The organism is Chloroflexota bacterium (assembly GCA_018825785.1).
In the GTDB taxonomy this organism is placed as follows: domain Bacteria; phylum Chloroflexota; class Dehalococcoidia; order JACVQG01; family JAHKAY01; genus JAHKAY01.
The window spans coordinates 47,220-72,140 of sequence record JAHKAY010000002.1; the positions used below are offsets into that span (position 1 = coordinate 47,220).

The following is a 24,921-nucleotide window of genomic DNA, read 5'->3' on the forward strand; positions in this document are numbered from 1 at the left end:
GCCCCATGGGGTCTGAGATAGACTAGGGTGAATATGTCTCAGACCAGAGAATGGGCCCGGGAACTCCTGGGGGAAAAGGACCCTGAGGCCTTCCACCTCCTCCAGCAGGAGTTGGAGAGACAGAAGAGGACCATAGACCTCATCGCCGCCGAGAACTATGCCTCCCGGGCGGTGCTGGAAGCCCAGGGCTCTATCTTCACCAATAAGTATGCCGAGGGTTACCCCCGCCAGCGCTACTATGCGGGCTGCGGGGTGGTTGACGAGGCGGAAACCCTGGCCGTAGAGCGGGCCAAGAAGCTCTTCGGTGCCGAGCACGCCAACGTCCAGCCCCATTCCGGGGCCCAGGCCAATATGGCCGCCTATTTTGCCTGCCTCAATCCGGGGGATACAGTCCTGGGGATGGGCCTGGCACATGGGGGCCACCTCACCCACGGCTCCCCGGTGAACTTTTCAGGAAGGCTCTATAACTTTATCCCCTATGGGGTAAGCCGGGAAACGGAGGTTCTGGACTACGCGGAGATAGAGGCCCTCGCCCGCAAACACCGTCCCAGGCTCATCCTGGCCGGGGCCAGCGCCTACCCCCGCCGCCTGGACTTCGCCCGCTTCCGGGCCATCGCCGACGAGGTGGAGGCCCTTCTCCTCGTGGACATGGCCCACCTGGCAGGGCTGGTGGCGGGGGGTGTTCACCCCACACCCACACCCCACGCCCAGATGGTAACCTCCACCACCCACAAGACGCTCCGGGGCCCCAGGGGGGGCTTCGTGTTATGTAAAGAAGAGTTTGCCCGGAAGATAGATGCGGCTGTGTTCCCTGGTATTCAGGGAGGACCGCTGGTGCATGTCATCCTGGCCAAGGCGGTGGCCTTCGCCGAGGCCATGAAGCCGGAGTTCGCTCGCTACCAGGCCAAGGTGGTTGAAAACGCCCGGTCGTTGGCGAGTGAGCTTCAGGGCCTGGGACTGAGGCCGGTCTCGGGGGGCACCGACAACCACCTTCTCCTGGTGGACCTCACCCCGGCGGGGATAACCGGTAGAGAGGCAGAAGAGGCCCTGGAGAGGGCAGGGGTAATGGTGAACCGGAACATGATTCCCTTTGACCCCCGCCCCCCCCAGCAGACTTCCGGCCTCAGGCTCGGCACCCCTGCCATCACCACCCGGGGGATGGGTCTCCCGGAGATGAAGCTCCTGGCCCATCTCATCGCCCGGGTCCTGGCCCAGCCAAAGGACAGACAGGTGGAGGCCCAGGTACGCCAGGAGGTGGAAGGGCTCTGCTCCCGTTTTCCCATCCCGGGCTGGTAGGCGCTTGCCACCCACAAAACCTGTGATATAATGAGGGACGATATCTGAGATGAGAAACTATGAACTGGTGCTGGTGCTAAAGCCTGAGCTCACTGACGAAGCTCAGGAAGGCTTCCTTCAGAAGGTAGCCCGCTGGGTAACGGAAAAGGGCGGAAGCGTTTCCCAGACCGATAAATGGGGCAGAAGGAAACTGGCCTATCCCCTCAAGCAGTTCAAGGAAGGAATATATGTCCTCAGCCGGTTCAGCGCTGAGCCCCCGCTCGTCCGAGAGGTGGAGAAGAGCCTCAGGCTCTCAGAAGAGGTCATGAGGCATCTTGTGGTAAAAGTAGAATAGCGGGGAAATACGGGCAAAGATGGCCAGCTTGAACAAGGTGATTCTTATCGGCAATGTGGGCAATGACCCCGAGATGCGCTACACACCCGATGGGAAACCCGTTACCTCCTTCAACCTCGCCGTCAGCCGCCGTTACACCACCCGGGAAGGGGAGCGGCGGGAGGAGACGGAGTGGTTTACGGTAGTCACCTGGAACCGCCTGGCGGAGACCTGCAACCAGTTCCTGGCCAAGGGAAGGCGGGCCTATGTGGAGGGCCGCCTACGCAGCCGGGTCTGGGAGGGGCAGGACGGCCAGAAGCGCTTCCGCAACGAGGTTATCGCCAACAAGGTGGTCTTCCTGGACCGCCAGCCCGTCGCCCCAGCGTCTGAGGAGGGTGCCCAGGAGGAAGAGACCGAGGAACTCCCTCAAACCTGAAGGGATAGGAAGGAAAGACTTTGCAGAGCCGGAGACCGAGACCAGGCAGGCCCAGGAGGGAAAAGAAATACACCCCCAAGAAGAGGGCCTGTCCCTTTTGTGCCAACAAGGACTTGGCCATAGACTATAAGGACGCGGCCATGCTGCGTCGCTACGTCTCCGATAGGGGCAAGATAGAGCCCCGGCGCAGGAGCGCCGCTTGTGCCCGCCACCAGCGCGCCCTGGCGGCGGCCATCAAGCGGGCCCGTTTCCTGGCCATGTTACCTTATACCCCCGAACATATCCACGGGAGCGGGGGCGTCGGAGCCCGCACCTAGCTCCCCTCGGCCGTGAGCGGGAAGAAAAGAGCAGCCCCAGGCATCCCGAGAGGCTTCAGCCGTCTTGAAAGGGAGAGAGAAAGCCATCGGCTTATCCTTTTCCTCGGCGCTCTTACCATCGCCTCTATCCTGGGGGTGGTGGCCTTTGGATACTATGATTCCCATATCGCCATCCGCACCGAGCCCGTGGCCAGGCTAGAACATCGGGTGCTTACCGCCGGGGAACTGGCCAGGAGGCTCGCCCTGGCCCACCAGCAGGGCCTGGCCACGAACCAGCTCGCCTATTACGCCCCCGCTATCCTGGACGAGATGGTCAATGATGAGTTGGTCAGGGAGGAGGCCAGTCGGCGGGGCCTGGAAGCAAGCCCCGAGGATATAGACCAGGCCCTGCGGGAAAGCCTGGGCCTCAAGGAGGGGGAGGAGGCCAGCCTCCAGGAGCTCTACCTGAAGCGCCTCCAGGAGCTCAAAATGGACGATCAGGAATACAGGGGCTTTCTGGAGATTAACATTCTGCGCCAGAAGCTCACTGATGCCCTTGGCTCTGATATCCCTGAGGAAATGGAACAGGTCAATCCTCTGGTCATCCTGGCAGCGGATGAGGCCACGGCAAGGGCCATCCTGGCCCGCCTGGAGGCGGGAGAGGACTTTTCAGAGCTTGCCAGGAACGAGTCCCTGGACCAGGAAACCAAAGAGAAGGGGGGAGACCTGGGCTGGCTACCCCGGGGCCTCCGGCCCGAGCTGGAGGAGGAGGCCTTTTCGCTGGAGTTGGGAAAGGTGAGCCAGCCAATCTCCACCCCCCAGGGCTATTACCTCATCAAGGTGGTGGGCAGGGAGACCCGCCCCCTGGACCCGGATGCCCTGGAGGCCCTGAAGGCCAAGGTCATGGAAACCTGGCTAAATGAGCAAAAGCAGAAAGTGGTAGATATGCTGGATTCACGAAAGCTTGCCTGGGCGGTGGGGGAGGCCGGGTAATGGAGATAGGTATCGGCCTTCTGGGGCTGGGGGTGGTGGGGAGCGGGGTGGCCCGGGCCCTTGCGGAGAAGTCCCAGGCGCTGGCCCAGGAGGCCGGCTTCCCCCTTGTCCTCAGACATGCCCTGGTGAGAGACCCCAACAAGCCCCGCGCCCTTTCGCTTCCTCGTGGCGTCCTTACCACCCGGGCCCAGGACATCCTGGAAGATGAGAAGGTCCACATTGTGGTGGAGCTTACTGGCGGGGAAGAGCCGGCCGTTAGGTATATGGAGGAGGCTCTCAGGCGGGGCAAGTATGTAGTCACGGCCAACAAGGAGGTCATGGCCAAGCATGGCCCCCGCCTTCTGGACTTGGCCCGTGCCCATGGGGTGGAGGTCCGCTTTGAGGCCAGCGTGGGCGGGGGTATCCCCCTCATCTCACCTTTCCAGCAGGACCTGGCAGCCAACCGGGTCAGCGCCATTCACGCTATCATCAACGGCACCACCAACTACATCCTGACCCGCATGGCTGCCGAGGGGCTGGAATTCTCCCTGGCCCTGAAGCAGGCCCAGGCCCTGGGCTATGCCGAGCCCGACCCCACCAACGATGTGGAGGGCATTGATGCCGCCTATAAACTGGCCATCCTGGCCACCCTGGCCTTTAAGAGCCAGGTGTTGCCCCAGGAGGTGTACCGGGAGGGCATCTCCAGGCTTTCCTACAGGGACTTCCGCTATGCCCGAGAGCTGGGCTTTGCCATCAAGCTCCTGGCCATCGCCAAGGAGCATGACGGGAAGGTAGAGGCCCGGGTCCACCCCGTTCTCCTTTCCCAGGAGGCCCTGCTGGCCAAAGTGGAAGGGGCCTTCAACGCTGTCCAGGTGGAGGGAGACCTGGTGGGCCAGGTCATCTTCTACGGCCTGGGTGCAGGGGCCTTGCCCACCTCCAGCGCCGTCCTGTCCGACATCCTGAACCTGGCCAGGAAAATCACCCAGGGGGTCAAGCCCATAGCCAGCCCACCCATCGGGAGAGAGAAGCCCGTCATCCCCATAGAGAACCTGCGCACCCGCTACTATCTCCGGATGACCGTGGCCGACAGGCCCGGGGTGCTGGCCCAGATATCAAGAGTCCTGGGGGACCTCCAGATAAGCATCGCCTCCGTCATACAAAAAGAGACCGATGAGCGGGCGGGGGTGGCGGAGATCGTCATCATGACCCATACTTCTCTCGAGGCCTCGGTGCGCGAGGCCCTCGAGCAGATGGCCCGGCTGGGAGTGGTGAAAGAGGTCTCCAATTTCATCCGGGTGGAGATATGAAGCAGGGCATCATTCTCCGCTATAAGGACCTTCTGCCCGTCATCCCCGGGACTCTCCACTTCACCCTGGGGGAGGGGGACACCCCCCTCCTGCGCTCGGGGAAGCTGGAAAAGGAGCTGGGGGTGGGAGAGCTCTATTTCAAGCTGGAGGGGTGTAACCCCACCGGCTCCTTCAAGGACCGGGGGATGGTCATAGCTGTGGCCAAGGCGATGGAGGAGGGGAGTTCTGCCCTCGTCTGCGCCTCTACGGGCAACACCTCGGCCTCCGCCGCCGCCTATGGAAGCCGGATGGGCTTGAGGGTCATTGTCCTGGTGCCCCAGGGAAAGATAGCCCAGGGCAAGCTGGCCCAGGCCGTCGTCTACGGGGCCCAGGTGGTGGCCATTGAGGGCAGTTTTGATGACGCCTTCTGTGTTGTCCAGGCCCTGGCCAAGAAACACCCCGTCACCCTGGTCAACTCTCTCAACCCCTACCGCCTGGAGGGGCAGAAGACCGCCGCCTTTGAGATTGTGGACCAGCTAGGGGAGGCCCCGGACTATCTCTTTATCCCGGTGGGAAACGCCGGGAACATCACCGCCTACTGGAAGGGCTTTGTGGAATACAGGAGGCTGGGAAAAGCGGGAAAGGCCCCCCGGATGATGGGCATCCAGGCGGAAGGGGCCGCCCCCATTGTGCGGGGCCATCCCATCGCCGACCCCCAGACCATAGCCTCGGCCATCAGAATAGGCAACCCCGCCCACTGGCAAAATGCTCTCAAGGCCAGGGAGGAGTCCGGTGGGGTCATAGATATGGTCAGCGATGAGGAGCTCATGGGGGCCTATCGAAAGCTGGGGAGCGAGGAGGGCATCTTCGGCGAGCCGGCCTCGGCTGCCTCGCTGGCAGGGCTCATAAAGCTCAGGGAGAGACTGGACCTGGGGGAAAAGAGGGTGGTCTGTGTTATCACCGGCCACGGCCTCAAGGACCCCCAGGCGGCCCTTTCCCTTTCCCCCACACTCCCCCATTTCCCCCCGCGCCTGGACCTGGTGGAAAGAACTCTGGGCTGGAAATAGGAGTCTAGCGTGAGTAAGAAGACCAGCTTTGATGTCGGCAAGTTCTACCAGCACTATCCCCGCATAGCCGTCATCGTTACCGCCCGCTCCGGGGAAAAGGAGAACGCCATGGCCGCGTCCTGGAATAGCCCCCTCTCCATGGACCCTCCCCTCTTCGGGGTGGGTATCTCTCTCAAGCGCTTCACCTATAAGCTTATCCTGGAGAGCGGGGAGTTCGGGGTCTGCTTTGTCCCCATGGAGAAGGCCAAGCTCATCGCCGAGGTGGGGGCCACAAAGGGGGCGGAGACGGACAAGTTCAAGACCCTTAAGATTGCCCGGGAAAAGCCTGTCCGGACCTCGGTCCCCCTCCTCAAGGACGCCTATCTGTCCTACGAATGCAAGGTGGAAGCCCACTACACCATGGGCGACCACGAGTGGTTTGTAGGGAGGATTCTGGCCGTCCATCAGGAGGAGGGGAGCCTGACTGATAAAGAGCTTCTAGACCTGAAGCGGGTAAGGCCGGCCTTGTACCTGGGGGCGGAGCACTATGTTACCGCCGCCCCGGAAAGCCTGCTCTTTATTGACCGCGAGCCTATCCGGAAGAAATATGGGGGAGGACCAGGTGGTGGACGAAAGGAGAGTTGAGAAGGCTGTCCGAGAGCTTATCCTCGCCATCGGCGAGGACCCCCAGAGGGAGGGGCTGAAGGACACACCCAGGCGGGTGGGGGAGATGTATGCCGAGCTCTTCCGCGGCCTGGATGTGGACCCCAAGGAGGAGCTGACCGTTGGATTTGAGGAGGACCACCGGGAGATGGTCATCCTGCGGGATATTCCCTTCTACTCCATGTGCGAGCACCATCTCCTTCCCTTCTACGGGGTGGCCCATGTGGGCTATATCCCCAATGAGAACGGCCGGGTGGTGGGGGCCTCCAAGCTGGCCCGGGTGGTGGATACCCTGGCCCGCCGCCCCCAGCTCCAGGAGCGCTTCACCCGCCAGGTGGCAGATACCATTGTGGAGGCCCTTGTGCCCGAGGGCGCAGCCGTCATCGTGGAGGGAGAGCACCTGTGTATGGTCATGCGGGGGATAAAGAAGCCGGGTAGCTTCATCATAACCTCAGCCATGAGGGGCCTCTTCCGCCGCCGTGCCGCCACCCGCGCCGAGTTCCTGTCGCTGCTAAGACGCTAGGCCAGCTCCAGGTAGTCTCTTGTCTGTTGGCCCCGGCTGCTGACGAAGCAGCTTGTTGCGCACCCGTATTGACTCAGCCCTATCCCGGGACTACACTTGGCTGTCGTCGGGATGAGAGTCCGAAGAACTAGAGGAGGTGTAGGTATGGAGAGTCCATCCCGGTACAAGCGCTCAGCGGAGCACATACTCATTCGTGTTCTGGCGATGGCATTCCTGATTGTCGGCGTTGTCACCGCAGCTCTAGATGCAACATTTGGCGGTTTCACTCCAATCATGTGGTTTCTCCTGGGCCTTGCTTCGCTCCTGGTCGCGACCTGCACCGAGGTACTCAGGATAGCGGACTTGCTGGAGAAAAAGAAATAGACGCTGTGCGCCGCCACCCGCGCTGAGTCCCTGTCCCTTTTGCGCCGATAAAGCCGCTGGGGTTACCCCGCAGAGGGTCCATCGTTCACACACCTCTTTACATCCTGCGCATGTGCGCCTATGATGTCGGTGTCAACTAGGGCGGCAGAGAGATAAGCATCCCTGTCAGTAATGACAGCGAAAGTCACAAAGAGGAGGGAACAGATGCTATGAAACGTATGCCCATGATTTCACCGGTTATCATTCTCCTTCTATTCTTCAGTCTTATCCCACTGGTAGGTTGCGCTGCCCCCCCGGGAAGCCAAACGGATAAACTCATCTCCGACCTCAAGGGAGCCGGTGCCGAAGTGCAAATGGGCGGCACACTTCAACAGTCCTTCTTCACCGTAGAGGCCAGGATTCTGAAGGTGAACGGGGAGGATGTGCAGGTTTTTGAATATCCGTATGCCAGCACGGCAGATGCGCAGGCGGCACGGGTTTCCAATACCGGCAGTACTGTAGGTACCTCAATGATTAGCTGGGTCAACACTCCCCATTTCTTCAAGAAGAGCGGGCTGATTGTGCTGTATGTGGGGAAGAACCAGTCCATTCTGGATACCCTGAAGAAGGTGCTTGGACAGCAGTTTGCCGGGGGCTAGACCGACGGACTGTGCCAATAGCTACAGATAGGCCAGGGCAGACTAATTAGCGTGCCCAGAAAACGCGCCGCCACGCGCGCCGAGTTCCTCTCCCTGCTGCGAAGATAGCGAATTCTTCCCGGGGAGCTTCCTAACTAGAACTGGAAGGCCGTCGGCTCCAGACGAGCCACAGCACCAGAAGCAGGGGGCCCAATATGAGGATGAGCCTGGGGCTAAGCCGGAAGGCTACGGCTACAATAACTACTGCCACTGGCAGGAGCCACCAGGGTAGCCTCCGCCCCAGGGGTGCCCCCGAGGCTGGATGTCCATGAAGGCTGCCGGCACGACGCATGTCGTAGGCTTGCCTCTTCTCCTGGTTTGACAGAACCTCGTAGGCAGCGTTCAGCAGCTTCATCCTCTCAGAGGCCCCAGGGGAGGGGGCCACGTCCGGGTGGTACTTGGCCGCCAGGCGGCGATAGGCTGCCTGGATGACCTCCCTCTCCGCCTGGGGGTCTACCTGGAGGACGGCGTAGTAGTCGGGCTCCTGCTTCACTTACCTTTCTCTGCGGGCACCTGAGAACTGGCCAGGTACCTGAACAGCTCTGAATCGGAGCTGAGCACCAGGGTAGTTTGCTGGGCCAGAAAGTTCTTGTAGGCCTCCAGCGTTCTCAGGAAGCTGTAGAACTCCGCATCCTGCTCAAAGGCCTGGGCGTAGATGGCGGTGGCCTGGCCATCGCCTTCCCCCATCAGCTTTTGGCTCTCGGCATAGGCCCCGGCAGCGATGATGGTTGCCTCCTTATCGGCATCAGCCCTCACCTTGGCTGCCAGTTCGGCGCCCTCAGCCCGATACTGAAGAGCGATGCGCCCACGCTCGGCCTTCATCCTGTCGAAGACACTGGCCTGGACCTCGCTGGGGAGGTCAGCCCTCTTTATCTTGACATCCACCACCCCAATACCGAACTCGGTAGCCTTCACCCGGACCCTCTCGCTGACCTTGTCCATTATGGGCCCGCGCTGGGCGGAGACTATGTCGACAAAATTGTATTTGGCCAGCTCATCCCTCAATTCGGAAAGGACGATAGGTTCCAACCGGGCCAGGGCACCCGCTTCATTGGCCACAGTCTTGAAGAACTGGAGAGGGTCCTCAATTCGCCACCGGGAAACCGGGTCCGTCACCACCCGCTTCTTATCCAGGGTGAGATACTCGCCGGGCTTGATATCACTTGTTAGCACCCGCTTCTCGTACGTTGTTGCCTGCTGATAGAAAGGGACCTTGAAATGCAGCCCGGGCTCCGTCACTGTCCTCACATGCCTTCCGAACTGAAGGACAAGAGCCTGCTGCGTCATATCCACGCTAAAGAGCGATTGACGCAGCACTACCAGGGCTAGTATTACAAGGATTGCCACGATAACAGTTTTTTTTGTCATGGTCCTTACCTCCCCAAACGCTCGCTATTTCTTCTCGCCGGCCGGGGGGGCCTGGGGCAACCCCTCTTGGGGCAACGCCTGGCCGGGGATAGCTCCTAGCGGCAAGAAGGGCAACAGGTTGGATGCTATCTCGGGGTCGATGATAATCTTGTCTATCCCGGACAGGAGCATTTCCAGGGTTTCCAGGTAGAGGCGCTGCCTGGTTACATCCTGAGCCTTTTGATACTCGCTAAGCACCTCCAGGAATTTCTCGGCATCACCCTGGGCCCGCAGTATACGCTGCTCCTTGTAGGCTTCAGCCGCCTTCACCGTCTGTTCGAACGCCCCTCTGGCCCTGGGCACTATATCTGCCTGGTAGCCTTCGGCCTCGCGGACGAGCCGCTCTCTGTCCTCCCTGGCCCGGACCACCTCGTGGAAGGCGTCCCTAACCTCCCTGGGGGCATCGACCTCTTGTAGCTGGACCGCGGTTATGGCGACGCCGGACTGGTAGTCGTCCAGCAGCCTCTGCAGAAAGGATTTGGTCTGGTCCTGGACCTCAGCCCTGCGCTCAGTGAGGACATCGTCGATAGGGGTATTGCCTACCGCGCTGCGAAGGGCCACCTCGGTAGCACCCTTGACAACCCTGGGCACATCCCGCACATTGAACAGAAATTGCGAGGCATCCAGCACCCGGTACTGCACTATGACGTGCACATCAACGATGTTCTCGTCCTTGGTGAGCATCAATGCCTCACCAAGGACTTCTTGAAACTGCCCGGGCCTTACCTCCTGAAACCCGATGCTCAATCTCCTTACCTCGGCCAGGTCTACCACCGTTGCTCTTTGGATTGGCCAGGGTAGGTGATAATTCAGTCCGGCGCCGGTCTTGGCCACCTCTCGGCCAAACTGCCTCACCACGCCCTGGGAGCCTGGCCCTACCGTGTACATCCCAGAGGCCAGCCATATCACTATCAGGATGCCTAGCCCGACCAACCACATTTTTCTGAGGCCTCGGCTACTCAGACTGCGCCAGATTTCTCCCAGGTCGGGCAATTCTCCCCCCGGTTGCCTGGGCCCCCCTTTTTGCCATGCCATTTTACCCAGCCTCCTTTCTACAATACTTTAAGGGCAGTTCTCCCTCTGCGTGCTTCGTGACTGGAATGGGCGTAGCCCTTTTACAGCCTCAGCCCTTCTAGCAGGGTGATGAAAAAGGGGTGAACAGCCGGAAATCAACCCCAATTTCGTATCTGGACGACGGGCTATTCTGGGCAGAATCAGGGTTTTTCAGCACCCTGCTAGGACTCCCTTTATTCAATCGGGGCTACAATCCTCGTATAATGGTAAGGTGTTGCCCATAGACTGTCAACTCCTCTGCTGAGACAAATCCTGACCTTGTCCCAGATTGGCACCCTTTACCCCGTTAGCCCTCGGGGACTACTCTGCCCTGTTGAAGGACCGGATGGCCAGGGTTACCATGAGGAGGCCGAAGAGGGCCACCACCACCGCATCCTGCCAGATGGTCATGGGGTGGCCGAAGAGGGTGAGGGGGGGGATTGTCCCCCCCAGCATGTGCTGCCTCACGGAGTCCACCCCGTAGGCCACGGGGTTTATCCTCACCACCACGCCCAGCCAGGCGGGCAGCTCCCTCCCCACCGGGAAGAAGACCCCGGAGAGGAAGACCATGGGCATCACGACCATCTGGTTGACGACAAAGAAGCCCTCCATGGTCCTCATCCGGCTGGCCAGCAGGACCCCCATCGCCCCCAGAGACGCCGCCAAAAGGAACATCAGGGGGAGGAGCCCCAGCACCAGGCCCACGGAAAGTCTCATGCCCAAAAGTGGGGCCAGGGCCAGCATCAACGCCCCCTGGGTCAACGCCAGGGTAGCCCCGCCCAGGGTCTTGCCTATGACTATGGAGGCCCGGCTCACCGGTGCCACCAGCACCTCTTTCAGGAACCCCACCTCCCTCTCCCACACCACTGAGACCCCGGAGGTGAAGGCCGAGAGGAGGACCGTCATCCCCAGGAGCCCCGGGAATAGGAACTGGGTGAAGTTGGTGCCCCCCCCAAACACCCCCATGGCCCGGGTAAGCCCAACGCCGAAGACCACCAGGAAAAGGAGGGGGGAGACCAGCTGCCCCATGAGCCGGACCCGGTCCCGCCGGAGCCGGAGCATCTCCCGGTACCAGATTACATAGACCGCCCTCAGGTCAGCCAAGCCGTGCCATCCTAGCCCCTTCGCCCCCGCCTCCGGGCACGGCGGGCCCATGTCTTCATCCCCTCGGTGGCATCCGCCTCCCTGTCCCTAAGGTCCCGCCCGGTGAGCTTGAGGAAGACGTCGTCCAGGGTGGGCCGGCGGACGGTGATGGAGAGGACAGGTGTCTTGAGGCGGGAGATGAGGGCCGGGACGAACTCGCTGCCCCGGGCCACCTCAAAGGAAAGCTCTTGCCCATCCCGCAGGGCTTGAATATGGAATTGCTCCCCTATCTCCCGGGCCGCCTTCTCGTTGGAGGCGGTGCGCAGGCGGATGATGTCCCCGCCCAGCTTGTCCTTCAAGGCCTCGGGGGTCTCCAGGGCCACCAGCTTCCCGTCGTCGATGATGGCGATGCGGCTGGCGTTCTCCGCCTCGTCCATGTAGTGGGTGGTGAGGAAGATGGTGATATTCTCCTGCTTTCTCAAGGCGTGAATATACTCCCAGAGGCGGGCGCGGGTCTGGGGGTCCAGGCCCAGGGTGGGCTCATCCAGAAAGAGGAGCCGGGGACGGTGGAGGAGGCCCCGGGCCAGCTCCAGCCGCCGCCTCATCCCGCCGGAGAACGTGCGGACGACGCTGTTCCGCCGCTCCCAGAGCTCCACCATCCGCAGCATCTGCTCAATCCGCTGCCTCCTCACCTGGGCAGGGACCTGATAGACCTGGGCGTGGAACTCCATATTGTCCATAGCCGTCAGCCGGTCATCCAGGCTGGGGTCCTGGAAGACCAGGCCGATGCACCGGCGGACCTGGCGGGGACTTTTAACCACATCATAGCCGCAGACCGTGGCCGTCCCCGCGGTGGGGCGGAGCAGGGTGCAGAGCATATTTATGGTGGTGGTCTTCCCCGCCCCGTTGGGGCCAAGAAAGCCAAACACCTCCCCAGCTTCTACTTGAAGGTCCACCCCTTTTACAGCCCAGAAGTCGCCAAAACGCTTGCCCAGGCCCCGGGCCTCAATTACCGTTGCCATATCTAGGCCAGGTAGAGCCTCCGCCCCAGCCTCAGGAGCCAGGAGGGGAGGGGCTCCAGGATGGGGAGCAGCCGGTAGACCCCATAACTGGTGAGGATGCCGATGACCGCCCCCCCCAGGACATCCAGAGGGTAGTGGATGCCCACATAGACCCGGGAGAAACCGTAGAGGGAGGCAATGGCCAGGGCTATCACCCCAGTTTTCCTGTTCCCCAGGAAGATGGCGGTGGCCAAGATGAAGGCCACGGCCGTCCCATTGCTGGGAAAGGAGGAGTCAAGGGGTCGGTAGAAAATGAGCCTGACGGGGAGCTCGGTGAAAGGGCGGGGCCGGTAATAGATGAAGTTCATCAGCTTTATGAGGCCGTCGCCCAGACCCAGTGCTCCCACCCCTGCCAGGAGGGCCAGCGGGACCCTTCTTGTGCCCGGGCTGGCGAACCAGAGCCAGAGCAAAAAGAGAGAAAGGACCACCGGCACCAGGTAGTCATTGGCCACCGCTTTGAGCGCCCAGTCCAGGGGCCCGTTTTGCCCAGCCCAGCCGTTTATGTGAAGGAAAAGGGCCCGCTCAGCTCCCATCCTTTTGCCTCCCCTCCGAGAGGGCCTGGAAGTAGGTCCTGTCCTTCAGCGCCACGAGGCCCCTTTCACCTTCTTTCCCCTGGCCGAGGCCCCGCCTCAGCCAGGAGGAGAGGGCCAGGGTGACCGCCAGGGCCGAAAGGGCCCCCGCCACAAAGAGATAGCTCTGCTGGAAGCCTTCTACGCCCCGCACATTGCGGTCCATGGGCAGGAAAAAACGGGCAAAGGCGATAAGGACCAGCAGGATAGCGCACACCCGGCCTGTGAGCGGGTTTGGGAAGAACCACAGGCCTCGCAAGCCCCCCTCCACCGCCGCCGCCTGGATTACCCCCAGAGCGGCGAGGAAGACAAGAAGCCAGTATTCAAAAGCCAGGGGCATTTTCCCTGCCTTTTATCAGGTGCGGGCCAGCTTTCGGTAGCAGGGCAGACACCATTCCCTATACTTGGGAACTTTGCCCCGGATGATATCAAAGTAGATGGTCATCAACCGGCGGGTGGTGGGGCCTATTTTCCCGGTCCCTACGGGCCGGTGGTCAATCTCCAGGACTGGTACCAGATGGGAAAGGGTGCCGGTGAGGAAGACCTCGTCGGCAATATAGAGCTCGCTCCGGTCCACCGGCCTCTCCTCTGTCTCCAGCCCCAGTTCCTCCTTGGCCAGCCGGAGGACGGTGTCACGGGTGATGCCCATGAGGATATTGTCTGTAGAGCCGGGGGTGACCACCCTGTTCCCGGAGATAAGGAGGATATTGTTCCCCGTGCCCTCGGAGACATGGCCATCCACATTGAGCATGATGGCCTCGTCATAGCCATTTTCTACCGCCTCGGTCTTGGCCAGGGAGCTGTTGATGTAGATACCGGTGACCTTGGCCCGGGGTGGGACCATGGAATCATCAATGCGCCGCCAGCTGGAGCTGCCGGCTTTTATCCCCTTCTCCACATCCAGGTAGTGGGGAGGGGGGTTCACGGTGAGGAAAAAGTCGTCCTCCAGGCCGTGGAGCTTGGGCCCGATGGTCTCGGAGCTCTTATACGCAAAGGGGCGGATGTAAACATCCTCTTTGAGGCCGCTCCTCTCCACCAGCTCCTGGGTGAGCTCGCAGAGCTCATCCACCGAGAAGGGCAGCTTGAGTTTCATAATGCGACAGCTCTTGTGGAAGCGGTCATAGTGGTCCCTGGCCCGGAAGAGGAAGACCTGTTTCTCCTCCTCGTTCCAGTTGCCGCGGATGCCCTCAAAGCAGGCCGTGCCGTAGTGGAGGGCATGGGTCATGATGCTTATGCGGCACTCGGAAATGGGTGAGAACTGCTTCTTGAAATAAGCCAGAGGCGGCATAGGCCTCTCCTTTCCCCTCCTGAAAAAATCAGACAAATCATAATGGCTTGACAAGGCAAAAGCAAGCCCCTCGGACCGCAGGTCCGGCCTCACCGGCCGGGCCCAGGGGTGGAGAGGAGGTGGTCGCTCTTGTTTTGCCACCCGGTGTCTTTTGCGCCGGGCACAGCTCTAAACAAGGGGAACCACCTTACCGGGAAGAAGGTACCCCCGCGGCCCCCGCTATGTCCTGGCTGGCAATCGGGTGCCGAGGACTCTACCCTGTCACAGCCACCGGAACCGAGCCGTCAACTGGCCGCCCCCAGGGTGAGGATGTACTGGTAGACCTTGTCGAAGTCCGCATCACTTAGTTGTCCAGGTGGGATGGGGGGCATGAGGGGAGGGGGGTTCCTCATGACCCCAAGGAGGGACTCCTTTGTTCTCCCCAGCAGGGGAGGGGCACCGGTAGCCGCGATCCCCTTGCCATTGGCTCCATGGCAGGTAGCACAGGTTAGGCTATAGAGCCGCCTTCCCTCCTCCAGACTGGACGCAGGGGTAGAGGTGGGGGTAGCTGTTGGCGTAGGGGTAGGTGTTGGAGCAATGGTGGGCGTCGGACTCGGGTTGGGCGTAGAAGAAGGCGTAGGCGTTGGGGTAGGCGTGAGGTTTGCAGCAGAGGTAGGACTGGCAGTAGGTGTTGAGATAGGAGTCGGCATCCGGGTAGGCGTGGGGGTTGGGGTGGTCCCCCGGCCACAGGCAGCCCCCAGCAGCACTATACTGGCAACCACCCCGGACAGGACCCATCTCCGCAATGCCATAGCCCCCCCTTTCAACCTTTTCTTAGTCTGGATATCCTCGCCTGCCAGGGAGCAAAACGGGCGTTTCCTGGTAAGGCCCCGCAATACTCGCTTACGCCATATGCTATGGCACGGCGTACCTGCTGTCAAGTTCGTTCACACGTTCACTACATTTGGGACGCTTTGACCCCGGGGGCGCTGGTCAAGGGCAGCCTGGTTGGCGGGTATCATCAAAACTGCAGGAGCCCAGAGATTTGGGTAACCGTTGCCGCTATGTTGTACATTGCATGAAGGACTATGGCGGCGATGAAGAATTTCCAGTTTCCAGACAAAAACGGGACCTCTCCGCGGACCGATGCCAGGAGCCTCTGGTTGATACCAAAGCCGACGATGAAGCTGGCAATGGTGTGCACGGCCAGAGGCACGGTGAAACGATAGAGCACAAACGCTCCGCTGTGTTCGGGAGAGTAGACGGTCAGGTAGATGATATTCTCAATGATAGCGAAGGAGATGCCACCCAGGGCTGCTAGATATGCCGTATAGAGCCGGTTTCTGAGGAGATGGGGCCACTTCCCCAGGAGCAGGTAGACGCCCGAGGGCTTCAGCCCCTCTTCCACTATGGGAGCAGCTACAAAGGCCACCAGGAGGCCCGCGCGGACTTCCTCAATAAAGGCCCCCAAAATCCCGAAAAGGCCCCCCCCGAGCGCTAGCGCCGCGGCAAAGAGGTGCGACGCAGGGTATCGGCTATTGCTGTCCGCTGAAGGGAGGATATTCGTCCCGCAGCAAGCCCATGTAGGCCGTAACCCGCATGGTCCAGCGCTGGTACCCTACCACGAAGTCGAACAGGCCCCTGGGGTACTGCCCCGTGAACAGGATAACCCAGAAGGCAATGAAGGTCACGACGCTGACCGCGATGGCATAGAGATAAAGGAGTATGCCGTGGGGAATGCCGACGTAAAGCCAACCCAGGAAGACCTTGAGGAGCAGCGTGCCACGAGACAGCCTCTGGGGGTAGGCTATGTCCAGGGTTACTGGCCTTGCCACAACTGGGGGTTGAGCCATTGAGCACCTCCAAACGCGAGTGAGTGGGGGTTGCGAGCCATTGACAGGCTCGTTGCGACCAGAAAAATACTAGTCGCGGGCTTATAGGATGTCAATCCCCCAGGGCCTGCCCCGGGACCTGCCCCGGGACCTGCCCCGGGACCTGATAGAATAGGGGCATGGAGCTAAGATACGGGGTTGATCTGGAGGGGGCGACGGAGTTCCAGAGGCGGGTTTTGGGGGTGGTGGCGCAAATCCCCTATGGGGAGACCCGGAGCTACTCCTGGGTGGCGGAGAGGGCGGGGGGCTCGCCCCGGGCGGTGGGGCAGGCCCTGGCCCGGAACCCCTACCCCCTCCTCATCCCCTGCCATAGGGTGGTGAAAAAGGACGGGGGCCTGGGGGGCTACACTGGGGGGGCGGACCTGAAAAGGAAGCTCCTGGAGCTGGAAAGGGAGGCCGTGGGCCACCACCCGCTTGCAAGAATAACGCAGAATTTAGCCAGTTGCTTGCAAGGATTCCCAACTGTAATGTGTTCCATAAGCAAAAGATGATGTATCATTGCGTTAATGATTAGTACTGAAGTAGAATTTAGGACATAGCGGCGCCCACCGCTAATTAGAACACCTCTAAAATCATGAAGAAATGACATCAACAAAGAAGCCGAACTTATATACCAGGTATCCGTTATCAAGTGTCCTTATTTATGATGGCACCACAGTGGTTCATTATGTACTTGGTGGAATAGGGATAATCCTCGGCTATGGAACATGGATAGGCTATCTGCTGGGTTCACTTTACCTGGCGTTCTCATTCCTGGAGATGTATGTGCATATGCCGCTGAAAGTGTGCTGTAATTGTGTCTATTATAAACTGGAAAATTCTCTATGCATATCGGGCTTGAACTTAGTGTCAAGGAAAATCGCAAAGGAAGGAAGCGTGAAGGCCTTCCCAAACCGTGCCAGGGGTCCGTTGTGCCCCAACAACCTGTACATAGCCAGTCTAGCTATTCCTATCATCGCGATAATACCGGCACTAGTTCTGAACTTTTCCTTGCCCGTGCTGGTCATATTACTTATTATAGTGGGACTGCTTTTATTTCGTTTCTTTGTTATCTTTACCAAGATTGCTTGCGCTCACTGCCGGGCACAAAACATTTGCCCCCAGGCTCAGTCCATGGGTTTTGGCAAGAAATAGCTAGCATGGGCGGGAAACAAGCAACCGCTGCAAGTCCGGTATTAGCCCCTTCTTCTCAAATAAAAGTTCGGGAACTGTTCCGAAGGGCCCGCCTCAGGGCCTCCGGGGGGCAAGGGCGAGGCTGAGGGCCCCCAGCACCACCAGCCCCGCCCCGATGAGGAAGACGGGGCGGAAGCCGATGTGCTCGGCCAGAAAGCCCCCTGCCAGGGGCCCCACTATCCAGCCCAGGGACCAGGTCCTCTCATAGACCCCCATTGCCCAGCCCCGCTCCTCTCTGGGGGCCATATCGGCCACCAGGGCAGGGGCGGTGGCCCCCAGGGCAGCCCAGCTCGCCCCCTCCAGGGCCTGGACGGCGAAGGCCTGAGTGAAGTGGCTCAGGAAATAGTAGAGGGAGAAGGCCCCGGCGAACCCCACCATAGAGAAAAGCAAAACCCGCTTCCTGCCTATCCTGTCCCCCAGCCTCCCCAGGCGAGGGGCCAAGAGGGCCCCCGCCACAGCCCCCGTCATATAGATGAAACCTATCTGGGAGGGTGAGGCCTGGAGTTCCTGGCTGATATAGAGGGGAAGGATAGAATAGACAATCCCGGTGCACAACATCAGGGGGAAGATGCGAGCACAGAGCAGGTAGAAAGACCTCTTTTCCAATTTCCTCCTCCCTATTCCAGGCGGATTAGCTCCTCGCCCAGGAGGCTGACAAGGCGCTGGTGAAAGGTGGAGGAATACTCCACCCTTTCCAGGAGCTGGAAGCGCTTCAGGACCTCGCCGTTTCTTGTCAGCACCAGACGGACCTCCATCTCCCCCGGGAACTGGCGCAGGAGGTCCCTTGCCTGAATGAGTAGGGCCTCCTCCCCGGTGGCCTCCATCTCCAGGACCAGCCTTTTCGGTTGGGGGGCCTGAGGGGCCCTGCCCGCCTCAAAAGGCTCCACCTGCTGGCAGACCAGGCCCGCCCGGTTCTCCCTCACCTTGACCTTCCCCCGGACCAGGAGCCGGCTCCCCTCCTGCCACAGGGCCCTGGTGCGGGCGTAGACCTCCGGCCAGCAGGTTATGTCAACCCTGCCCCCCAGGCCTTCCAGGGTGGCGCTGAGGAAGGTTTTCCCCTCCCGGGTGGTCCTCTCCTGGAGCTCGCTGACCATCCCCGCCACCTCGACCGTCTGCCCTTCCTGGCTTTCGTCCACCTCCCAGATGAAGGGGGCCTTCTCCTCCGGGGCCAGCCCGGCCAGGGGGTTGGAGGTAAGCCACACCCCCAGAAGCTCCTTCTCCCAGTCCCGTTTTTCCGTGGCAGAGAGGGGCACCGGCTCCATCTCCAGGGAGGAGAGGGGCACTGCTACCCGCTCCCCAAAGAGGTCAAACATGCTGACCTGGCCTGTATCCCTCAGCTTCTGCTCCCGGTGGGCCAGAGACAGGATGCGGTCCAGGTTCTGGAGGAGGGCTCCTCTATCCCCCAGGCATTCCAGGGCCCCCGCCCGGATGAGGCTCTCCAGCACCCTCTTGTTTATCCCCCTCAGGTCGGCCCGCCGGCAGAGGTCCTCCACCGAGGCAAAGGGACTCCCTTCAGCCCGGGCCTTGAGGATGGGCTCCAAAGCCCCCTCCCCCACATTCTTTATCGCCGCCAGGCCAAAGCGGATTGACTCCCCTTCCAGGCTGAACTGGGCCTGGCTCTTGTTTATGTCCGGGGGCAGGACAGGGATGCCCAGGCGCTGGCAGTCGGCGATGGCCGAGGCTGTCTTTTCCTGGTCCCCGGTGTGGGTGATGAGCAGTGCAGTCATATACTCGGCAGGGAAGTTGGCCTTGAGATAGGCGGTCTGGTAGGCCAGCATGGCATAGCTCACGCTGTGGGCCTTGTTGAAGGCGTAGCCGGCGAAGGGCTCTATAAGCTGGAAGACCTCCTGGGCCACCTCTGGTGGGATGCCCTTCTTCTCCGCCCCCCGGAGGAAGTTGTGCTTTTCCTTCCTCATCGTTTCGGCTATCTTCTTCCCCATGGCCTTGCGGAAGATGTCTGCCTGGCCCAGGGTATAGCCCGCCAGGGCCTGGACAATAAACAGGACCTGGTCCTGGTAGACGATGACCCCGTAGGTCTCCTCCAGGATGTCCCTCAGGGCATCGTGGGGATAGACCACGGGCCGGCGGCCGTGTTTGGCCTCAATAAAGGTGGGGATGTGCTCCATAGGGCCGGGGCGGTAGAGGGCTACCATAGCGGCGATGTCCATGAAATTCGTGGGCTTCAGCTCCTTGATATAGCGCCGCATCCCCGCCCCCTCCAGCTGGAAGACCCCCACCGTCTCCCCTGAAGCCAGCAGGGCGAAGGTCCTGGCATCGTCCAGGGGAAGGCGCTGGAGGTCAATGTCAGTCCCCCGGTTCTCTCTTATGAGCTCTTTGACCCGGGCCAGGACGGTGAGGTTGGCCAGGCCCAGGATGTCCATCTTTAGCAGGCCCAGCTGGGCGATGTTGTCCATGGCATACTGGGTCATGACCACGTCCTTGTTCCCCCGCTCCGCCCGCTGGATGGGCATGAAATTGATGAGGGGCTCCGGGGAGATGACCACCCCGGCGGCGTGGGTGCTGGCGTGTCTTACCGTGCCCTCCAGGCGGCGGGCGGAGTCCACCAGGCCCTTTATGGCCTCGTCCTGCTGATAGAGCTGGGCCAGTTCCGGCCGTTCGGCCACGGCCCGCTCCAGGGTCATCCCTGGGGCGTAGGGGATAAGGCGGGCAATGCGGTCCACCTGGCCGTAGGGCATGCCCAGGGCCCGGCCCACATCCCGGAGGGCGGCCCGGGCCCCCATGGTGCCGAAGGTGATAATCTGGGCCACCCGGTCGGGGCCATACTTCCGGGTGATATAGGCAATGACCTCATCCCGGCGGTCGTCCTGGAAGTCCAGGTCAATATCCGGCATCTCCCGCCGCTCCACATTGAGGAAACGCTCAAAGACCAGCCGCTTTTCCAGGGGGTCTATCTCGGTCACCCCCAGACAGTAGAGGGCCAGGCTGGAGGCAGCGCTCCCCCTTACCCCGAAGAGGATGCCGTTATTCCGGGTGAAGTGGGCCAGGTCCCCCACCACCAGGAAGTAGGGGGCAAAGCGGGTCTTCCTGATGACCTCCAGCTCATACTGAAGGCGGCCTTCCTGCTCCGGGGTGGGGTGGGGGAAGCGGCGGTGGAAGCCCTCCCAGCAGAGCTGGGCCAGGTATTCATCGGGGCGGAGCCCCTGGGGTGTTTCCACAGGCGGGAGGTGGACCTTCCCAAAATCCAACTCCAGGTCGCACTTCTCCGCTATCTCCTCGGTGCTGGCTATAGCCTGGGGGACCTCGGAGAAGAGTTGGACCATCTCCTGGGGGCTCCGCAAGTAGAAATAGTCCCCCGGCATCCGCAGCCTCTTTTCATCGTGGACGGAGGTATTGGTCTGGATGCAGAGGAGGAGGTCCTGGGCGGGGGCATCTTCCTTCATAACATAGTGGCAGTCATTGGTAGCCACCAGTGGCAGGCCCAGCTCCCGGCTCATGCTCACCAGCTCCTTGTTCAGGGCCTCCAGCTCGGGGATGGGGTGGGGCTGGAGCTCCAGGTAGAAGTCCCCGAAGACCTCCTGGTGCCAGCGTGCGGCATTCCTGGCCTCCTCCCTTCTCCCCTCCAGGATGAGCCTGCCCAGTTCCCCCCGGAGACAGGCGGAGAGGGCTATAAGGCCCTGGTGGTGTTCCTCAAGGAGCTTCTTGTCCACCCGGGGCTTGTAGAAGAATCCCTCTAGGTGGGCGGTGGTCACCAGCTTTATCAGGTTCTGATAGCCCTGGCGGTCCCTGGCCAGGAGGACGAGGTGATAGGGGTTCTTGTCCTGGAGGGAGCGGCCGTGGAGGTCCCCCGGGGCGACATAGACCTCACACCCCAGCAGGGGTTTCACCCCCACTTCCCGGCAGGCCCGATAGAAATCAACGGCACCATAGAGTGCCCCATGGTCGGTGATGGCCAGGGCCCCCATCCCCAACTCCCGGGCACGGGCTACCAGTCGAGGAATAGAGGCCATCCCATCCAGGAGGCTGTATTCCGTGTGGACATGAAGGTGGGCAAACATGGAGGCTGAGCGCCATTATACCACGTCCTGGGAACGGCCCTTGTCCTGAGAGTGGCTCTTTAGGGCCTTGACAACGGCCATCTATAGGCGGAGAATCTCAGCTAGTACACGGCGCAAAGGGCAAACCCGCCGAAAGGCGGGGACGCAAAGCCTCGGGTCTAAAGCCGTAAGGCTATGATGGCCGGGTTGCCGCCGGAGGTGGTTCTTTTCCCCCACCCTGCAGCAATCCAGCCGCAGGATGGGGGTTTTTATTGGCCATGCTGCGGGAGAAACTCCTGGTCATCGGTGATGAGGGCCTGGCCCAAAGGGTGGCCTCTCTGGAACCCGGCTATCAGGTAAAACTGACCCCTCAGGGGCGGGTCCTGGAGGTGGCGCAGGAAGAGCCCTTTGACCTGGTCATCGCCAGCCAGGACAACCTCCCTACCATCAAGACCCTGATAAAGAGATACTCCACCCTGGGATGCCTGCTCCTTGGGGAGGGGCGGGAGGCCCCACCCCATGGCTGCCTCACCTTCCCTGCCCTGCTCAGCGATGAAGAGCTTCAAGCCGCCCTGGAGGAGGCCCTGGAGAGAGGGCGGCTCCTGAGAGAAAACCAGCACCTTCTGGCCCTCCTCCCCCTTTTTGAGATAAACAGGGCCCTCTTCTCCGAGTTGGACCTGGACAGCCTGCCCATAACCCTGCTACGGGTAGTGTGGTCAGAGACCAGGGCCGATGAGGCGGCCCTCTTCCTCTGGGAAGGGGAAGGTCCGGTGCTCCGCGCGCAGATAGGAGGCAATGGACAATCCCCCGATATGGCCCTGCGGGCGGCCCGACAAGGCCACCCCCTCCACCTTTCCCCTGATGGCAGCGGCTCCCTCCTCTGCCTCCCTCTCACAGCCCGGGGCAAGGTCATCGCCATCCTGCAGGCCTCCCGGGCCTCAGCCTTTTCCCCCAGGGAGCTGTCCTTCCTCACCATCCTATCCCGTCAGGCCGCTATAGCCCTGGAGAATGCTATTCTCCTCCGTGACCTCTCGGGGCAACGGCAGCGGGTGGAATACCTGCTGGGGCAGAGCATCCTGGCCCAGGAAAAGGAACGCCGGCGCATCTCCCTGGAACTCCACGACACTGTAGCCCCGCGCTTTGTGGGGGCCTGCCATAGCCTCCAGGCCCTGGAGGGGCAGTGGTCAGGGAAACTGGGGAAGGGTCTTAAGGAGATAAGGGGCTCCCTTGCCCTGGGGCTGAAGGAACTCCGCTGGGCAATAGAGAGCCTGCAACCCCCCGTTCTGGAAGGCGGACTGGTGGAGGCCCTCCGGCGGTTCGGCCAGGCTTTCTGCAGTGAGACAGGGCTCCATTTTTCGCTGGAGGTGAAGGGGGAACCTCCCCGCCTCTCCCCCCTCCTGGAGGCCTCGGCCTACCGGGTGGCCCAGGAGGCCCTTACCAATGTCCACAAACACGCTCACGCCACCTCTGTGCAGATGAGGGTCTCTTTTGATGGCCAGGGGTTAACACTAAAGATAGGGGATGACGGCCAGGGCTTTGACCCCCAGCAGGTCCTGGCCCAGGATGGCCCCAGCCATCTGGGCTTGAGCGGCATGAGGGAACGGGCCCAGGCCCTTGGAGGCAAAGTGGAAGTATTGAGCCGGCCCGAGGAGGGAACGCAGGTGGTCCTCCACCTCCCGGTGGGGGCGTAAGATGGCCATCCGGGTGATAGTGGTAGATGACCACCCCGTGGTGCGGGAGGGACTAAAGCGGCTCCTGGAGCAGGACCGCAATCTAGAGGTCTGTGGCGAAGCGGGGACTGGGGAGGAGGCCCTGCAACTGGCGGGACGCCACCACCCCGATGTGGCCCTGCTGGACATGAGGCTCCCCGGCCTGGGAGGCATTGACTTGCTGGACCGCTTCCGCCAGGAGTTCCCTACTATCAAGCTCATCTGCCTCACCTTTTACGGGGAACAGTATCTGGCCCAGGCCCTTGCCGCCGGCGCTTCCGGCTACCTGACGAAAGAGGCCAGCCGCGAGGAGGTGGTCCTGGCGGTGCGGGCAGTCCTCCAGGGCCGCACCTTCATCCACCCCTCATTCTCCTCCAAGGTCTATAACCAGTTTGCCCACCTGGTAAGAGAAGGGCCGAAGACTTTCCTCACCCACCGGCAGCTGGAAGTTGTGAAACAGGTTGCCCTGGGGGGCACCAACAAGGAGATCTCCCGCCGCCTATATCTTTCTGAGACCACGGTGAAGAGAGAGATCAGGACCATATTTGACAAACTGGATGCCCGGGACCGGGCCCAGGCCGTCTCCCGGGCCCATGAGAAAGGCCTCCTCTAGCGGGTGAGCTCCCGGCCGATGGTGAGGCGCATGACCTCGCTGGTCCCGGCCGCGGGGAGGAGGGCCAGGGCATCGGCCAGGCGGCGGGTGAGGGGACAGTCCAGGGTGGCCCCATAGCCCCCCATCAGCTGGATGCCCTTCAGACATACCCGCAGGGCTACCTCGGTGGCACAGAGCTTGGCCCGCGCGGCGTCCTGCGCCACCTCCCGGCTGGTCTTTCCCTGGTCCACGAGCCAGGAGGCGCGGTAGCATAGCCAGCGGGCGGCCTCCACCTCCATTTCCATATCCGCCAGCGTGGACTGGACGGCTGGGAAGGAGGCAATGGGGCCTGCCCTCAGCGTCCTTTCCTTGACGAATTTCACCGTGGCCTCCAGGGCCCCACGGGCCAGCCCCAGGGCTATGGCCGCTATCCCGGGCCGAGCGATGAGGGTGATGGTTCCCAGGGCCGCCCGAAGCCCTGTCCCCTCCACCCCCAAGAGGCTGGAGCGCGGCAGGCGCAGGTTGGTGAAGGCCAACTCCGAGACAGGGATACCCCTCAGCCCCGCTATCTTCGCCCTGGGCCCCGCCTCAAAGCCGGGGGCGCCCTTCTCCACCACAAAGGCATAAAAATGGTCCCCGGCCCTGGCCACAAAGACACAGTAGTCCGCTATCTCCCCCAGAGTGATGAATACCTTGCGGCCGTTGATTACAAAACCATCCCCTCCGGCCTCGGCGGTGGTCTGGAGCCCTGAGGGGTCGGAGCCCCCCGAGGCCTCAGTGAGGGCGAGGCAGGTGAGCTTCTCCCCCCGGCAGATGGGGGGGAGATACTTCCGCTTCTGCTCCTCACTCCCAGAGGAATACAGCATGTAGAGGCCGGCGTCGTTGCCCTCATAGAAGAAGCCCAGTGGCGGATAGACCCGGGAGACCTCCTCCCGGGCCAGGGTCGCGGCCAGGAAGCCCAGGCCCCTCCCGCCGTATTCCCTGGGGACAAAGAGGCCGATGAGGCCCAGCTGGGCCAGCCGCTTCACCAGGGCCAGAGGGAACTCCCCCTTCTGGTCAAGGGAGGGGACCTGGGGGGCCACCTCATCCTCGGCAAAGCGCCGCACCTCATCCCGCAGCCTCTCTTCGGGACCGCTCAGGGCGAAGTCCATGCCTACCTCCTCTAAAGCATAGAGGCCAGCCCAGGAAAGTCAATACTAGAGCTTGCTTGCGGAAATCAGCGAAACGAGATTCTTCGCTATGCTCAGAA

The 24,921-nt window shown here is 61.6% G+C and carries 29 protein-coding genes and 1 riboswitch; of the genes, 15 read left to right on the forward strand and 14 right to left on the reverse strand.

From position 1 onward, the window contains the following. The first annotated feature begins 33 nt into the window (after positions 1-33). From KJ624_00470 to KJ624_00520, 11 genes are all read left to right on the forward strand, one after another. The gene (locus KJ624_00470; GenBank protein ID MBU2008315.1) at positions 34-1,296 is read left to right on the forward strand and encodes a serine hydroxymethyltransferase; all 1,263 of its coding nucleotides are present in this window, start codon (positions 34-36) and stop codon (positions 1,294-1,296) included. Between the two features lie 49 nt (positions 1,297-1,345). Further along, positions 1,346-1,630: a 30S ribosomal protein S6 gene (gene rpsF, locus KJ624_00475; protein ID MBU2008316.1), complete on the forward strand. Its 285-nt coding sequence runs from the start codon at positions 1,346-1,348 to the stop codon at positions 1,628-1,630. Between the two features lie 19 nt (positions 1,631-1,649). Beyond that, positions 1,650-2,045 (forward strand): single-stranded DNA-binding protein, encoded by a 396-nt coding sequence (gene ssb / locus KJ624_00480; GenBank protein MBU2008317.1) that lies wholly within the window; start codon positions 1,650-1,652, stop codon positions 2,043-2,045. A 20-nt stretch (positions 2,046-2,065) separates the two neighbouring features. Continuing rightward, positions 2,066-2,362, forward strand: coding sequence for a 30S ribosomal protein S18 (gene rpsR, locus KJ624_00485; GenBank protein MBU2008318.1), 297 nt, complete (start codon positions 2,066-2,068; stop codon positions 2,360-2,362). Between the two features lie 12 nt (positions 2,363-2,374). Beyond that, positions 2,375-3,334, forward strand: a complete 960-nt coding sequence (locus KJ624_00490; protein ID MBU2008319.1) for a peptidylprolyl isomerase — start codon at positions 2,375-2,377, stop codon at positions 3,332-3,334. Beyond that, positions 3,334-4,620 carry a homoserine dehydrogenase gene (locus KJ624_00495; GenBank protein MBU2008320.1) on the forward strand — a complete coding sequence of 429 codons (1,287 nt, stop codon included), beginning with the start codon at positions 3,334-3,336 and terminating at the stop codon, positions 4,618-4,620. The genes KJ624_00490 and KJ624_00495 overlap by 1 nt, the downstream gene beginning before the upstream one ends. Then, complete coding sequence (locus KJ624_00500; protein MBU2008321.1) at positions 4,617-5,666, forward strand: threonine synthase; 1,050 nt, start codon at positions 4,617-4,619, stop codon at positions 5,664-5,666. The genes KJ624_00495 and KJ624_00500 overlap by 4 nt, the downstream gene beginning before the upstream one ends. Positions 5,667-5,675: 9 nt before the next feature. Then, positions 5,676-6,290 (forward strand): flavin reductase family protein, encoded by a 615-nt coding sequence (locus KJ624_00505; GenBank protein ID MBU2008322.1) that lies wholly within the window; start codon positions 5,676-5,678, stop codon positions 6,288-6,290. Continuing rightward, entirely contained in the window at positions 6,268-6,831 is a 564-nt protein-coding gene (gene folE, locus KJ624_00510; GenBank protein ID MBU2008323.1) for a GTP cyclohydrolase I FolE, read from the forward strand. Before KJ624_00505 ends, folE begins: the two co-directional genes overlap by 23 nt. Before the next feature lie 144 nt (positions 6,832-6,975). Continuing rightward, positions 6,976-7,194 (forward strand): hypothetical protein, encoded by a 219-nt coding sequence (locus KJ624_00515; protein MBU2008324.1) that lies wholly within the window; start codon positions 6,976-6,978, stop codon positions 7,192-7,194. A 209-nt stretch (positions 7,195-7,403) separates the two neighbouring features. Further along, the gene (locus KJ624_00520; protein MBU2008325.1) at positions 7,404-7,832 is read left to right on the forward strand and encodes a hypothetical protein; all 429 of its coding nucleotides are present in this window, start codon (positions 7,404-7,406) and stop codon (positions 7,830-7,832) included. Positions 7,833-7,962: 130 nt separating this feature from the next. On the opposite strand, the gene KJ624_00525 is transcribed toward KJ624_00520, so the two are convergent. From KJ624_00525 to KJ624_00575, 11 genes are all read right to left on the reverse strand, one after another. Then, positions 7,963-8,364 carry a DnaJ domain-containing protein gene (locus KJ624_00525; protein ID MBU2008326.1) on the reverse strand — a complete coding sequence of 134 codons (402 nt, stop codon included), beginning with the start codon at positions 8,362-8,364 and terminating at the stop codon, positions 7,963-7,965. Then, positions 8,361-9,239: a protease modulator HflC gene (locus tag KJ624_00530; protein ID MBU2008327.1), complete on the reverse strand. Its 879-nt coding sequence runs from the start codon at positions 9,237-9,239 to the stop codon at positions 8,361-8,363. Before KJ624_00530 ends, KJ624_00525 begins: the two co-directional genes overlap by 4 nt. A gap of 24 nt (positions 9,240-9,263) precedes the next feature. Next, a complete protein-coding gene (gene hflK, locus KJ624_00535; GenBank protein ID MBU2008328.1) occupies positions 9,264-10,211 on the reverse strand; it encodes an FtsH protease activity modulator HflK in 948 nt (315 codons plus the stop codon). Positions 10,212-10,652: 441 nt separating this feature from the next. Beyond that, positions 10,653-11,435, reverse strand: a complete 783-nt coding sequence (locus KJ624_00540) for an ABC transporter permease (protein MBU2008329.1) — start codon at positions 11,433-11,435, stop codon at positions 10,653-10,655. Positions 11,436-11,446: 11 nt separating this feature from the next. After that, positions 11,447-12,436 carry an ATP-binding cassette domain-containing protein gene (locus KJ624_00545; protein ID MBU2008330.1) on the reverse strand — a complete coding sequence of 330 codons (990 nt, stop codon included), beginning with the start codon at positions 12,434-12,436 and terminating at the stop codon, positions 11,447-11,449. A 2-nt stretch (positions 12,437-12,438) separates the two neighbouring features. After that, positions 12,439-13,008 (reverse strand): phosphatase PAP2 family protein, encoded by a 570-nt coding sequence (locus tag KJ624_00550; GenBank protein MBU2008331.1) that lies wholly within the window; start codon positions 13,006-13,008, stop codon positions 12,439-12,441. Then, entirely contained in the window at positions 12,998-13,384 is a 387-nt protein-coding gene (locus tag KJ624_00555) for a hypothetical protein (GenBank protein MBU2008332.1), read from the reverse strand. Before KJ624_00555 ends, KJ624_00550 begins: the two co-directional genes overlap by 11 nt. A 15-nt stretch (positions 13,385-13,399) precedes the next feature. Then, positions 13,400-14,332, reverse strand: coding sequence for a branched-chain amino acid transaminase (locus tag KJ624_00560; protein ID MBU2008333.1), 933 nt, complete (start codon positions 14,330-14,332; stop codon positions 13,400-13,402). Positions 14,333-14,616: 284 nt separating this feature from the next. Next, a complete protein-coding gene (locus KJ624_00565; GenBank protein ID MBU2008334.1) occupies positions 14,617-15,123 on the reverse strand; it encodes a cytochrome c in 507 nt (168 codons plus the stop codon). Positions 15,124-15,332: 209 nt separating this feature from the next. After that, on the reverse strand, positions 15,333-15,782 hold the full coding sequence (locus KJ624_00570; protein MBU2008335.1) for a PrsW family intramembrane metalloprotease: 450 nt from the start codon (positions 15,780-15,782) through the stop codon (positions 15,333-15,335). 64 nt (positions 15,783-15,846) lie between these two features. Then, complete coding sequence (locus KJ624_00575; protein MBU2008336.1) at positions 15,847-16,164, reverse strand: DUF4389 domain-containing protein; 318 nt, start codon at positions 16,162-16,164, stop codon at positions 15,847-15,849. Positions 16,165-16,322: 158 nt separating this feature from the next. Here KJ624_00575 and KJ624_00580 point away from each other — a divergent pair, with 158 nt between their 5' ends. After that, positions 16,323-16,694: an MGMT family protein gene (locus KJ624_00580; protein ID MBU2008337.1), complete on the forward strand. Its 372-nt coding sequence runs from the start codon at positions 16,323-16,325 to the stop codon at positions 16,692-16,694. A gap of 91 nt (positions 16,695-16,785) precedes the next feature. Beyond that, positions 16,786-17,337: a hypothetical protein gene (locus KJ624_00585; GenBank protein MBU2008338.1), complete on the forward strand. Its 552-nt coding sequence runs from the start codon at positions 16,786-16,788 to the stop codon at positions 17,335-17,337. A 93-nt stretch (positions 17,338-17,430) separates the two neighbouring features. Here KJ624_00585 and KJ624_00590 read toward each other — a convergent pair whose 3' ends face one another. Continuing rightward, positions 17,431-17,982 carry an MFS transporter gene (locus tag KJ624_00590; protein MBU2008339.1) on the reverse strand — a complete coding sequence of 184 codons (552 nt, stop codon included), beginning with the start codon at positions 17,980-17,982 and terminating at the stop codon, positions 17,431-17,433. A gap of 11 nt (positions 17,983-17,993) precedes the next feature. Continuing rightward, complete coding sequence (locus tag KJ624_00595; protein MBU2008340.1) at positions 17,994-21,392, reverse strand: DNA polymerase III subunit alpha; 3,399 nt, start codon at positions 21,390-21,392, stop codon at positions 17,994-17,996. Positions 21,393-21,501: 109 nt separating this feature from the next. Beyond that, a riboswitch (cyclic di-GMP riboswitch) is annotated at positions 21,502-21,586 on the forward strand. A gap of 63 nt (positions 21,587-21,649) precedes the next feature. Between KJ624_00595 and KJ624_00600 the strand changes: the two genes are divergently transcribed. Both KJ624_00600 and KJ624_00605 read left to right on the forward strand, forming a co-directional pair. Continuing rightward, complete coding sequence (locus tag KJ624_00600; protein MBU2008341.1) at positions 21,650-23,062, forward strand: GAF domain-containing sensor histidine kinase; 1,413 nt, start codon at positions 21,650-21,652, stop codon at positions 23,060-23,062. A gap of 1 nt (position 23,063) precedes the next feature. Then, positions 23,064-23,693 carry a response regulator transcription factor gene (locus KJ624_00605; GenBank protein ID MBU2008342.1) on the forward strand — a complete coding sequence of 210 codons (630 nt, stop codon included), beginning with the start codon at positions 23,064-23,066 and terminating at the stop codon, positions 23,691-23,693. Here KJ624_00605 and KJ624_00610 read toward each other — a convergent pair. Then, on the reverse strand, positions 23,690-24,823 hold the full coding sequence (locus tag KJ624_00610) for an acyl-CoA dehydrogenase family protein (protein MBU2008343.1): 1,134 nt from the start codon (positions 24,821-24,823) through the stop codon (positions 23,690-23,692). The genes KJ624_00605 and KJ624_00610 overlap by 4 nt on opposite strands. Positions 24,824-24,921: the final 98 nt, after the last annotated feature.